The organism is Paenibacillus sp. MSJ-34 (assembly GCF_018918005.1).
In the GTDB taxonomy this organism is placed as follows: domain Bacteria; phylum Bacillota; class Bacilli; order Paenibacillales; family Paenibacillaceae; genus MSJ-34.
This window is the reverse complement of record NZ_JAHLPR010000011.1, coordinates 50,123-63,301: the sequence shown is the minus strand read 5'-3', so window position 1 is coordinate 63,301 and position 13,179 is coordinate 50,123. Positions and strand designations below refer to the sequence as shown.

Sequence of the window (13,179 nt, the reverse complement as noted above, 5' to 3'; positions counted from 1 at the left end):
GATATTTGACCTTGTCCCCGGTTTATGCGATATAATGAATCTATACCATATGGAAAATGTTGCTACTTTACCCATTGGGAGGTTATATGCAAAGACAAGGTCGTTTTACACGGAAAAAAAGCAGGAGGCCGGCCGTATGGCTTGCGGCGATCGTTTCCGTGCTTCTACTGGGCGGTATAGCGTATTGGGCATTCACGCACAATAATACCCGTACGAACGGAGAAGGGAATGTCGAAACGAGCGACAGGGTTGCGGCGCGGACGACGGCGAAGCTAAGCACGGAAGGCGAGGGGACGAAGGTGGAGCCGTCTTCGCCCGTCGCGGATGAACCGGCCGGCATGCCCGATACCGGCGATGTGAATCAAACGTACGATCTCGTCATTCGCAACGGACGAGTCATCGATCCGGAAACGCAAACGGACCGGGAAGGGTTGAATGTCGGAATCGTCGGCGGGAAGATCGAGGCGGTCACGTCCCAACCGATCGAAGGCCGGAAGTTGATTGACGCGAGCGGACTCATCGTGTCCCCCGGGTTCATTGACAATTTGTCTTACGATCCGAATCCGCTTGGGGTATGGAATAAAATTGCCGACGGCGTCACGACGAATATTGCGATGCACGGGGGCACGTCGACGCCGGTCGCGTGGTACAGGCATTACGAGGGTGAACGCCCGCCGGTTAACTTCGGCGCCTCCTTCTTCTATACGGAAGCGCGCAATACGTTGAAGATCGGCAGGTACAGCCGCGCGACGCCGGAGCAAATCGAGAAGCTGAAAGAGATGGCGGTGAAGGCGCTGGAGAACGGCGTGCTCGGCATTTCGTTCAGTCTGGAATACGTGCCGGGCATTACGGCCGAGGAAGTCATTCCGCTAATGAAGGTGGCGCAGCAATATAATGTGCCCGTTTATTTTCACGGAAGGTATTCGGATATGGAAGAGCCGGGCACGAATATCGACACGATGAACGAGCTGATCGGTTATGCGCGCGCTACGGGAGCGGCGGTTCATGTGGATCATATTAACAGCACGGGCGGTACTTTTTCCATGAAACAATCGCTCGCGATGATGGACAAGGCGATCGCCGAAGGGCTCGATATGACGGCTTGTACGTATCCGTACGATTATTGGGGAACGTATTTGAATTCGGCCCGGTTTGACGAAGGCTGGCAAGAACGGTTCCGCATCTCCTACGAAGATTTGCAAATTGCCGGAACGGGCGAACGATTGACGAAAGAGTCGTTTGCGAAATACCGCAAAGAGGGCAAATTGGCGGTTGCATACGCGATTCCGGAGCAGGATATTATCGATTCCTTCGGATCGCCGCATGTGATGATCGGCAGCGACGCCATTCTGGAACCGGGCCATAATAATCATCCGCGCGCGTCGGGGACATTCGCGCGAACGATCGGCCTGTATGTGCGCGAGCAACAAGTAATGACGCTTATGGACGCCATCGCCAAGCAGACGCTGCTTCCGGCGCAGCGGCTCGAGAAACAAGCGCCCGCGATGAAATATAAAGGGCGATTATCCCCCGGATCGGACGCGGATATCGTACTGTTCAACTTCGAAACGATCCGCGACCGCTCTACGGTCGAGCAGCCCGATTTGCCGTCGGAAGGCATCGAATACGTATTGGTGGGCGGACAAGTGGTGAAAGATCCCAGCAGTCTGCATAAAGACGTTCGCCCGGGCATAGGAATCAAAAGCGAATTTGTGCGCGTCGAGGAGGCCGGCGCAGCGGTCGATTGGTACGGGCTTAGCGTGCCGACGTTGGAATACCGCGGGCAAAGCTATTTCGATATTCGCTGGTTGGAACAGAAAGGCTATACGATCGCTTGGGATAAGCAGAGCCGGCAATATACGGCTGCGAAAGGCGAACCGGAAGAAACGCCCGCCGTTCCGCCACCGGCGCCGGAAGGCGAGTTGATATTGGAGCGCGGTTACCGGATGTCGGTTGGCGATCGGTCGTTCGAACTGATCTCGATCGGCGAGGAAGCGTTTGCTCCCGTAACGTTACTGCGGGAGATGCTGTAATTGCAGAAGGCGCCGTCGTGGGAGCGACAACGGCATCATCCGCCGATTCGTTCCAAGCGGCGCCGCATGCCGCTACGGCGAAAAGAATCGGACTTTGCCCCCAACCCGTTCGGGACATAGGGATTTCCTTATGCTATAATGGAAAATAAGTTTTTTGTAGGGAGAGGTCCGCTTGACAAAGATGGAAAGAGAAATGGATTTGGCCAAACGCGCCAAAGTGATCGAATGGTTGAAAACCGAAGTGCTCGATCATGTTTCCCGTTTATTCAAATCTTTGTGGGAAGGCAGCACGACACGGGTCGTCGACAGCTTGGCGAGTCTCGTCGTCAGCAGCTACATATTGGGCAGGCGTCTGGGGGTATCTTATCGGGAACTGGATGAAAGCGTCCTGGCGAAATTAAGGAAGCACAAGCAGGAAGGGCATCAGCTCGAAGACTGGTATCAGGATATTTCCGCGTTGGAAGAACATTTACGTAAGAGGTGAGCATAATTGAGAACGCGCTGGACATCAGTCGCATGGAGCGTTGCCGCATTATTAATGATACTTTCTTTGTTTACGCCGCTGCAGCTTATCACCGTTAGTTTCGCTATCGTGCCGCTGGTCGTTCTATATACCACATTGAAAGTAAGGACTTTTGCGATTCATGCCGCGGCTATCGCCTTGATCGCCTTTTTGCTTATGGGGGCATACGGTTCGGCCGCCATTCTGTTTTTATGTTATTTGATGATTCCTGCGATCGTGATCGGACATTTGTATAAGAGAAAATCTCAAGCCTTGACGGTGCTTGCGGCGGGGACTTGCACGATTTTGCTGGAGTCTTTGGTGCTGTTGTTCATTCTATCGACATTTTTGGACTTTCAATTGAATACGTTTATTGCAGATAGCATACGCGCCAGTCTGCAAATTATGGAAGCGTCGGGAATTCAAATGCTCGAGCCTTCGCCGGAAGCGATCCAGGCCGTTACCCAACTGGTTCCTTTTGCGCTTACCGTCAGTTCCTTGTTTTTCGCCTCCGTTACGCATGCGATTGGCCGGCGTATTCTTACCGCCATGGGGCAGCCGAACATCCCCGCTTTTAAACCGCTAAAAGAATGGATGCTGCCGAAATCGTTCGTTTGGTACTATTTTGTCGCCGTTATCATAAACATGTTTCTCATAAACAGCGAGAGCTCTTACTTTACGATTATATTGGCGAATTTGATCCCGTTATTGCAGCTGGCTTTCTCGGTGCAAACCGTTTGCTTCATCTTCTATGTGGCAAGCGAGCGCAAATGGGCGAGGGCAATACCGTATCTATTTATTTTGCTCGTCTATATTTTCCCGCCGCTGCGAATTATCGGCATATTGGATATCGCATTTCCGCTTCGCCAAAGCTTCGTCAAACCAAAGATGTAGGGTGAGATAACATGCCTAAATTTTTATTGCAACGTTGGCACGGCCTGCATGTGATCTGGACGTTTGCGGTCATGCTGCTGCTCATTATCGCCTTGGCCTTCTTTGCATGGCCTTTGGCGGTAGCGGGCGCGATTCTCGCCGCCGTTGTCGGTTATTTTATACTGGCCGCGGAGAAGGCGTTTCGCAAAGACTTGCACAACTACATTACGACGCTATCCTACCGGATCAGACGGGTGGGAAACGAAGTGATCGGCGAATTGCCGTTCGGTATTATTTTGTACAGCGACGATAAAACGATCGAATGGCATAATCCGTATGTGGCGAAAATGCTGGGGCGCGAGTCGCTCGTCGGCACGCCGCTCGGGGAATGGTTTCCGACTTTGCTGCAGTCCAAGGAGAAGGAAAAGGATAGGGACAAGGAGAAAGAGAAGGATCCGTATGTGGAAGTCGAAATCGGCGACCGCATTTACCATACGCTGGTGAATCCCGGAGAGAGGCTCATCTATTTCCGGGACATCACGGAATTAAGCCGTCTCCGCGAAAGGTACGAGGCGGAAAAGTTAGTCATCGGCATCGTCATGATGGATAACCTGGAAGAACTGACGCAAGGAATGGACGACCAGCAGCGGGCGATGCTGCTGGCGCGGGTGACGACGCATATTACCGAGTGGGCGCAGGATTATAATTTGTTCCTGAGACGGCTGGCGTCGGACCGGTATCTGATCATTCTCGATCAAGAAACGCTGCGCCGCCTGGAGCAATCGCGGTTCGTCATCCTGGATGAAGTGCGCGAGCTGACGATGGACAATAAGCTGCCGATGACGCTAAGCATCGGGATTGCCGGCGGGGAGGACAATTTCGCCGAGCTCGGCCAGCTTGCGCAAACGAGCCTGGATATCGCGCTCGGGCGGGGCGGCGATCAGGTCGCGGTCAAGGTTGGCGAGCATCTGTCCTTCTATGGAGGCAAGTCGAATGCGGTGGAGAAGCGGACGCGCGTCCGGGTTCGCGTCATTGCCCACGCTTTGCGCGATTTGGTAAGGGAAAGCGACCAGGTGCTGGTGATGGGGCACCGGATGCCCGATACGGATTCCGTCGGCGCGGCGATCGGCGTCATGAAGGCGGCGGAAGTGTTCGGCGTGGGCGCTTCGATCGTATTCGAAGGCGTTAATCCGTCGATCGACCGGATGATGGAGCAGATTCAGGGCGTAAAGCCGCTATGGGACCGGTTTATTACGCCGGAGCAGGCGCTGCACCGGTTGACGCCGAAGACGCTCGTTGTCGTGGTGGATACGCATAAGGCGTCGATGGTGGCCGAACCGAAGCTGCTGCAGCATGGCAACCGCAAAGTCGTCATCGATCATCACCGCCGAGGCGAAGAGTTCATTAACGACGCAGTGCTTATCTATATGGAGCCTTATGCGTCGTCGACATGCGAGCTGGTGACGGAACTGCTGCAGTATGTTCACGACCGGGTCCAGTTTCATATGCTGGAAGCGACGGCGCTGCTCGCGGGCATTACCGTCGACACGAAAAACTTCTCCCTGCGAACCGGTTCGCGCACGTTTGAAGCGGCGGGATACTTGCGGCGCAACGGTGCCGACACAATTCTCATTCAGCGAATGCTGAAAGAGGATTTGAAAGAGTATATCCAGAAAGCGGAAGTGATGAAGCATGCGAAAATGCTGTACAATCATATTGCGCTCGCCGTCGCCGAACCGGGGCGGAAATTCCCCCAGTTGCTCATTGCTCAAGTAGCTGATACATTGTTGAATATGACCGATGTGACGGCCTCGTTCGTCATCGGGGAACGTCCGGACGGGCTGATCGGCATTAGCGCGCGGTCGCTGGGGCAGATCAATGTGCAGGTCATTATGGAGCGGATGGGCGGAGGCGGACATTTGACGAACGCGGCGGCTCAACTGGAAGGAACGTTGGAAGAGGCCGAAGCGAACTTGAAGCAAATTTTGGCTGAAATTGATGCGGAAGAGGGGTTTTCTGAATGAAAGTCATCTTTATTAAAGATTTGAAAGGCCAAGGCAAGAAAGGCGAAGTGAAGGACGTATCGGAAGGATACGCTCAAAATTTCTTGATCCCGCGCGGGTATGCGCGCATTGCGTCCGAGGGGAACATGAAGACGCTGGAACAGCAAAATCTATCCGAACAGAAGAAAAAAGCGCAGGAAAAGTCGGATGCCGAAGCGCTCGCGAAAACATTGAACGAGCTGACGGTTGTCATTAAGGCCAAAGCCGGGGAAGGCGGCCGGTTGTTCGGGGCGATTACGAGCAAGCAGATTGCCGAAGCGCTGGAAGGGCAAAAGATGAAAGTGGACAAACGCAAAATCGAGCTCGGCGAACCGATTCGCACGCTTGGCGTGACGCAAGTGCCGGTGAAGCTGCATACGGATGTGAAGGCAACATTAAAGGTTCAAGTCGTGGAGGAATAACATGAACGAGGGCCAGTTTTTCGACCGCATTCCGCCGCAGAACCTGGAGGCGGAGCAAGCGGTGCTCGGCGCGGTGCTGCTGCAATCCGAAGCGCTGATTACCGCGATGGAACGCGTTCGCTCCGAAGACTTCTATTTGACCGAGCATCAACTGATCTTCGAAGCGATGGTCCAACTCGGCGAGGAGAATCAACCGATCGATCTGGTGACGTTGACGACCAAGCTGCGGGACAAGCAGCAGTTGGAGGATGTCGGGAACGTCACCTATCTAACCAAGCTGGCCAACGCGGTGCCGACGGCGGCGAACGTAGACTATTACGCGCAGATTATCGAGGAGAAATCGATGCTCCGCCGCTTGATCCGTACGGCGACGCAAATCGTAAGCGACGGCTATGCGGGGGGCGAAGATGTCGGCGGGATGCTGAGCGACGCGGAACGCCGCATTCTGGAAATATCGAATCGCCGTTCGGGGAGCGGATTTATCGCCATACGCGACGTGCTGATGGAAGTATTCGAGCGCGTTGAGTTTCTCAGTGCGAACAAAGGCGGCATGACGGGCATCCCGTCCGGATTTCCCGATCTGGACAAAATGACGTCAGGCTTCCAGCGCAGCGATTTGATCATCGTGGCGGCCCGGCCGTCCGTGGGGAAAACGGCGTTCGCCCTGAACATCGCGCAAAATGTCGGCGTTCGCGCCAAGGAGACGGTCGCGATCTTCAGTCTGGAGATGTCGGCGTCGCAGCTCGTGCAGCGGATGCTATGCGCCGAATCGAACGTCGATGCGGGCCGCATGCGCACGGGCCAGTTGGAGAACGACGACTGGGAGAAGCTTACGATGGCGATCGGAGCCTTATCGGAAGCGAAAATCTATATCGACGATACCCCGGGCGTTACCGTTGCGGACATCCGCGCGAAATGCCGCCGCCTGAAGAAGGAGCAAGGGCTCGGCATGATTCTGATCGACTACTTGCAGCTGATTCACGGCCGGGGGAAGCCGGGCGAGAACCGCCAACAGGAAGTATCGGAAATATCCCGGACGTTGAAGCAAATCGCGCGCGAACTGGAAGTGCCCGTCATCGCGTTGTCGCAGCTTAGCCGCGGCGTGGAGCAGCGCCAGGACAAGCGTCCGATGATGTCCGACCTGAGGGAATCGGGCTCGATCGAGCAGGATGCCGACATTGTCGCGTTCCTATATCGGGACGATTACTACGACAAGGAATCGGAGAAGAAAAACATTATCGAGATCATTATCGCCAAACAGCGGAACGGCCCGGTCGGAACCGTGGAGCTCGTCTTCTTGAAAAATTATAATAAATTCGTCAGTTATGAACGAAATCATCAAGAGCTTGTCGCCGGAAGTGCATAATTGCGTTCATATTTGTCCTATTTCCGAACAATCGCCCAATTACTGGGTTGATTGTTCGTTTTTGTTGACTTTGCTTTTCGGTATTGATAAACTGATATTGCTGCTTTAACGCAGCAGAAGATGAGGTGTGAACGCACCCGAAACGGGGGAATGGTTTATGTCAACAGTTGTCGTTGTCGGAACGCAGTGGGGAGATGAAGGTAAAGGGAAAATTACCGATTATCTCGCCGAAAGCGCCGATGTCGTGGCGCGTTATCAGGGCGGCAACAATGCCGGTCATACCATACTAATCAACGATAAAAAGTATAAGCTGACTTTGATCCCGTCCGGTATTTTCTACCATGACAAAACTTGTGTCATCGGCAACGGTGCAGTTATCAATCCTGCCGCGTTGATCGAGGAAATTAACTATATTCGTGACAATGGATTTTCTACCGACAATTTGCGCTTAAGCGACCGCGCGCACGTCATTATGCCATATCATCTAGTGCTTGACGGTCTGGAGGAAGACCGCAAAGGCGCCAACAAAATCGGAACGACGCGCAAAGGGATCGGCCCTTGCTATATGGATAAAGCGGCGCGCAACGGGATCCGCATCGCCGATTTGCTGGATGCGGAGGAATTCGAAACGAGGCTCCGCCGTCTCGTTGCGGAGAAAAATCATTTGATTGAGCAAGTATACGGCGGGGAGCCGCTGGATGCGGATCAAATTCTGGCCGAGTATTTAGGCTATGCGGACACTCTTCGCCCGTACGTGACGGACACTTCGGTCGTGCTGAACGATGCGATCGACGAGGGACGCAAAGTGCTGTTCGAAGGCGCCCAAGGCGTCATGCTCGATATCGACCAAGGAACGTATCCGTTCGTGACGTCGTCCAATCCGACGGCGGGCGGCGTCTGCATCGGATCGGGCGTAGGCCCTTCGAAGATCAACCAGGTCATCGGGGTTGCGAAGGCTTATACGACCCGTGTCGGCGACGGTCCGTTCCCGACCGAGCTGAACGACGAAACCGGCGATTACATTCGCGAGAAAGGCTTCGAGTACGGGACGGTCACCGGGCGTCCGCGCCGCGTCGGCTGGTTCGACAGCGTGGTGGTGCGCCATGCCCGCCGCGTGAGCGGCATTACCGGCTTGTCGCTTAATTCGCTCGACGTGTTGACCGGGCTCGAGACGGTGAAGATTTGTACCGGATACAAATACAAGGATCAAATCATCGAGCATTATCCCGCAAGCTTGAAAGTGCTGGGCGAATGCGAAGCGATCTATGAGGAGATGCCGGGTTGGTCGGAAGACATCACTCGGGCGAAATCGCTGGAAGATCTGCCGGAAACGACCCGCAATTACGTCAAGCGCGTGTCCGAATTGACCGGCATTCCGATCGCGATCTTCTCGGTCGGCCGCAACCGCGAGCAAACGAATCAAGTACGTCCGATTTACGGATAGGATGGTTAGCAAATACGGTTCTCTTCGCTTATGATGGCGAGGGGGGCCGTTTTTTTGTTGTCGTCTCTCTATACATACGGAAGATTGTTTTTTTGTCAGTTCTCTCTATTCCTACGGGTGGGTTGCTTTTTCCCCTCCTTTTGTCGATATCCCCTTCGTTCAGTGAGCCGGTTATGCAGAGGTACGTACGCGAGCCGTGAGTAGTGTACGTTGATTGGTAGCTTAAAAGTCTTTGCTGCTTGCCCTTTTTCCTTTTATCCTTGGCCGGTCAGTCTAGCTGCCGATTTCTTTTACGGGGCACCGATTGCTCCGTTTTACTTTGCATGCCCCGTTCTATTCTGAGCGAGCGGGATTTCGACAGAAGGCGGAAAAGGAGGAGAAGCCGGGTCTGGAAAGAGCGCGTTAGGCTGCAGAGAACACGTTTGGCAGCAGAGCGCGTTCGGTTGCAGTGAGCACATTCGCAACACGCAGGGTACTTTAGCGGAAAAAAGTACAGCTAATTCGGCGGCATTGCCGACGATGTTCGTATTAGCGGCAATTTCCGGCGCTAATTTCGATAGTACCCCTGAATGGGCCGATTCCGGGGGAATTAACGGTAGTTTTTCCATGTAATTGAGTAAAAAGAAAAGGAAGGGGCGAATTAATGCCTGGTTTTACCGCTAATGGATCGTGAGCCAGGAATGGATCGTAATTGTGTGAAGCCGCGAATGGACGGGCGAAGAGGGCTTTACCTTGACGTTGCGAGAAGGTTTACAATAAGAGAGAGGTGACGGTTGTGAATATTAACGAAGCGGCCAAACAACTGAATATTACGGCGCGCGCGATCCGCTTTTATGAGCAGAAAGGGCTCGTATCGCCGCATAAGCATCCCGACAATCAATACCGGCAGTTTACGGAGCAAGATATCGAACGGCTGCGCACGATTGCCGCCTTGCGGGAAATCGGGGTCGGCCTGGAAGGGATCAAAAGCATATTGCTGCAGATGGAGCAAGGCAACCAGACGGAGCTGCAATATTATTTGGAAACGCAGCGCAACGCCATGTTCTCGCAATGGATCGAGCTTAGGCAATTGATAGCCGCGGCCGATACGATGATCGAGCGATTGAAGCGGCAGGACCGGCTTCATCCCGACGAAATCCATAAGCTGGCGGCAGGATTGCGCGGCTTGAAGGAAGCGCGCGGCAATTGGAAGGATCAATGGGGATTTGACGAGATGGCGCCGGACTATGACGATCTTGTTCTTAATGAGAAACAGATCGAACATACGCGGTTCAACCCGCATGAAGATTACGACCAGGTGCTGGATCTCGTCGTGGAATGGGTGGCGCCTTCCCCCGGGGACGCCGGTCTGGATCTCGGAATCGGAACGGGAAACTTGGCGGGACGCTTCTTGCGGAAAAACATCACGATGATGGGCCTTGACCAATCCCGGGAGATGCTGAAGCAATGCCGGCGCAAATATCCGGACTTGGAAACGAAGCTTGGCAATTTGCTGGCGGTTCCGTTCTTCGACGGGCAATTTGATTTTGTCGTGAGCAGCTATGCGCTGCATCATCTCACCGCGGAGCAAAAACGATTGGCGCTGGGAGAAATGAGCAGAGTATTGAAGCCGAAAGGGAAAATATGCATTGCCGATTTAATGTTCGAGAACGAACAGGCGCGGACCGGCTATATGGACCGTTTACGGGAGGCGGGCCATTGGGAAGCGGTCGATTCGATCGAAAGCGAATATTACGCCGACCGTTCCCAACTGATCCGGTGGCTGCGGGAGTACGGATTTGCCACGGTGCAGCATCGGGTCAACGATTTGATGCATCTCGTCTATGGCGAGCGGAACTAGAGGTGAGAAGCGGGAGAAGCGAGGGAAAGATTCGCAGGCGGGACGATATTTTCGGTTCAAGTTTGCGCGAATGGGAATGGAGCCTATCTTTTTCGTTAATACTGGTGAGTACATAGATTGTAGGAGGAACGCAATTGATGAGAGTACTCGGAAAGTTGACGAAATTGATAGGCATCGTTGTATTGGCAAGCGCTATTTCCATCATGACGGCCGGATATATTGTAGATTCGTATATTCAAAGTTTGCTGCAAAAATTCAACCTGCAGGCGGCGGCGCAGCCGCTTGCTCTATCCAATCTGCTGGGCGGATTATGGGGCTCGAAGACGCCGGCCGCGAAGGAGGACGCCGTGGCGGTTAACGGGCAGCCTGCGGGAACCGAGGGGGCGAAGTCCGGAGGAGCGGCGGACGAGACCGGGACAATTGGCAGCGGCAAGACTGCGGCGACCGGCGATCAAGCCGGATCGAACGGCAGCGGCGCCGCAGGAGAGGGCGGCAGCGGACAATCCGCAGGCGGGACGAGCGCGGGCAGCGGGCTGGCAACCGGCGGATTAGGCGCAGGCAACGGCTTGAACGGGACGATATCCGGACAAGAACAAGCCGGAGGCCAAGAGGCTTCGGGGCAGACGGGAAGCGCGGGCGCAGGCAGCGGCAACGAGACTGTGATATCGCGCGAAGAATTGGCCAATGCGAGAGGGCAGCTCAGCTCGCAGGATAAGGAACAATTATTTTCCCTGCTCATTACGAAAATACCGCAAGAGGACCTGCAGAAAATCTCTCTCTACGTCGAGGATGGATTGACGGAGAGCGAATTGAAAGAAATCGAGCAAATGATAGCCATGCATGTACGCGATGACGAATATGACAAACTGATGAATATTCTTAAAAAATATTAAGGCGTTGCGAACCGAAATCCTTGTTGGGCCGAACATTCCGATCTTTCGACCTACGCCGTCAGACATATTGTAGCGGCATCTTTCTTCCTACTTTTTTCCTATTGTGGGGTTGAATTTGGAAGGAAGGCTGTGTTAAAGTAATTTGTAGGTGAAATGGTTAAAATTTTGACACCATTTCCCTGTCATTTTACGAACAATAAAGGAGACGGTCATGGCAAGGAACAAGCTTACACATTGGGCCGATACCGTATGGAAGAATGCGAGAATCGTCATGCGGCCGGCTCGGTGGACAGACCTGGCAAGGAATGCGAAAGATCGGTATATTCAGTCTCGGACGCATCAATGGATAGCCGGGTCGAAGCAGCGCATCGCTCTTGTTGCCGGAGGATTTCTTCTCATCGGGGCCGCTGCATATACAGGGATCAATTACGTACAAAATAATACAATAGAATTATATAAAGTCTATATGAACGGAACGGAAATCGGGAGCGTAAGCGACCCGCAAGCGATCGATACGTTGATTGCCTTGAAAACGAAAGAAATGCAAGAGAAGTACCCGGAAGCGAATGTTCAATTGCAAACCGAAGGGCTAACCTATGAAGCGTATAAGAAGTTTCAAGGGGAAGCGGACGATGAAACAACGTTATCCCAGCTCGGTTCGATGTTCACCGTCTATGCGGCGGGAGTGGAGTTGAAGGTGGACGGGAAAACGATCGGAATCGTCAAGGATCAGGAAACGGCCGACCAAATATTGGCGGAAGTGAAAAAGCAATACACTAGCGGAGAAGCGAAGCCAATCGGAAGGGTGAGAACGCTTTCATCCGGCGCGAGGAATCATTCGCAAACGAAAGAGATGGTCCGGGTGGAAAAGGCCGCCTTTGAGGAGGAAGTACATACCGACGCCGTGCAAACAGCGCCCGACCAGGTCATTAACGCTGAGGAAGCGCTCCGGTTGCTGACAACCGGCGATGCGAAGCCTGTCAAATATAAGGTGGAGCCGGGAGATACGGTCTCGGGAATCGCGCATAAGTTCGACATTTCCAAGCAAGTGATTTACGAGAACAATCCGGACATCGAAGAGCTGTATTTGCAAATCGGGCAGGAGCTGGATTTAACGGTGATACAGCCTGCGCTGACGGTGAGTACGGTGGAGAAGGTGACGGAGAATGTCGTCATTGAACCGGACACGGTCGTTCAGAACGATCCGAACATGAAAGCCGGAGAGAAGAAAGTGATTCGCCCCGGCAAAAGCGGTTTAAAGCAAATGTCGTACCGGTTGACGAAGAAGAACGGGTTGCTCGTTTCGGAAGAATGGTTGGGTCAGCAGGTGATTACGCCTTCCGTCGCGGAGATCATTGTGAAAGGGACGAAAGTCGTTGGCGAAGGTTCGGGTTCCTTCCGATGGCCCGTATCCGGCGCCCGCTTAACCAGCAGTTACGGAAAACGGTGGGGCCGCATGCATAACGGAGTGGATCTCGTTTCCTCGAACAAGACGATTATGGCTTCGGACAGCGGCGTCGTTTCGTTCGCAGGAAAGAAGAGCGGCTTCGGCAACGCCATCATTATCGATCATAAGAACGGTTATGAAACATTATACGGTCATCTGAGCAAAATTAGCGTGAAAAAGGGAGATAAAGTCGAGAAAGGCGAGAAAATCGGCGTTATGGGCAATACCGGACGCTCGACCGGCACTCATCTGCATTTTGAAGTTCATAAAAACGGGTCGATTCAAAACCCGATGAAATATTTGAAATAAGGCGCAGC

General features: G+C 53.5%; 10 protein-coding genes. All 10 read left to right on the top strand.

All coding sequences use genetic code 11. From position 1 onward, the window contains the following. The first annotated feature begins 86 nt into the window (after positions 1 to 86). The 10 genes from KQI79_RS07750 to KQI79_RS07705 all read left to right on the top strand — a co-directional run bounded on the left by KQI79_RS07750 (position 87) and on the right by KQI79_RS07705 (position 13,171). Positions 87 to 2,033: an amidohydrolase family protein gene (locus KQI79_RS07750; RefSeq protein ID WP_216537657.1), complete on the top strand. Its 1,947-nt coding sequence runs from the start codon at positions 87 to 89 to the stop codon at positions 2,031 to 2,033. A 181-nt stretch (positions 2,034 to 2,214) separates the two neighbouring features. After that, on the top strand, positions 2,215 to 2,517 hold the full coding sequence (locus KQI79_RS07745) for a MazG-like family protein (protein ID WP_216537713.1): 303 nt from the start codon (positions 2,215 to 2,217) through the stop codon (positions 2,515 to 2,517). Between the two features lie 6 nt (positions 2,518 to 2,523). Then, entirely contained in the window at positions 2,524 to 3,429 is a 906-nt protein-coding gene (locus tag KQI79_RS07740) for a DUF2232 domain-containing protein (protein WP_216537656.1), read from the top strand. An 11-nt stretch (positions 3,430 to 3,440) separates the two neighbouring features. Next, positions 3,441 to 5,432, top strand: a complete 1,992-nt coding sequence (locus KQI79_RS07735) for a DHH family phosphoesterase (protein ID WP_216537655.1) — start codon at positions 3,441 to 3,443, stop codon at positions 5,430 to 5,432. Further along, entirely contained in the window at positions 5,429 to 5,872 is a 444-nt protein-coding gene (gene rplI, locus KQI79_RS07730; protein WP_216537654.1) for a 50S ribosomal protein L9, read from the top strand. The genes KQI79_RS07735 and rplI overlap by 4 nt, the downstream gene beginning before the upstream one ends. Position 5,873: 1 nt before the next feature. Continuing rightward, positions 5,874 to 7,238 (top strand): replicative DNA helicase, encoded by a 1,365-nt coding sequence (dnaB, locus tag KQI79_RS07725; protein ID WP_216537653.1) that lies wholly within the window; start codon positions 5,874 to 5,876, stop codon positions 7,236 to 7,238. A 157-nt stretch (positions 7,239 to 7,395) separates the two neighbouring features. Beyond that, a complete protein-coding gene (locus tag KQI79_RS07720) occupies positions 7,396 to 8,682 on the top strand; it encodes an adenylosuccinate synthase (RefSeq protein ID WP_216537652.1) in 1,287 nt (428 codons plus the stop codon). A 775-nt stretch (positions 8,683 to 9,457) separates the two neighbouring features. Continuing rightward, entirely contained in the window at positions 9,458 to 10,522 is a 1,065-nt protein-coding gene (locus tag KQI79_RS28180; protein ID WP_367398148.1) for a methyltransferase domain-containing protein, read from the top strand. 137 nt (positions 10,523 to 10,659) lie between these two features. Next, positions 10,660 to 11,415, top strand: coding sequence for a hypothetical protein (locus tag KQI79_RS07710; protein WP_216537650.1), 756 nt, complete (start codon positions 10,660 to 10,662; stop codon positions 11,413 to 11,415). Between the two features lie 211 nt (positions 11,416 to 11,626). Beyond that, positions 11,627 to 13,171: a peptidoglycan DD-metalloendopeptidase family protein gene (locus tag KQI79_RS07705; protein WP_253298009.1), complete on the top strand. Its 1,545-nt coding sequence runs from the start codon at positions 11,627 to 11,629 to the stop codon at positions 13,169 to 13,171. The last annotated feature ends 8 nt before the right edge of the window (positions 13,172 to 13,179 follow it).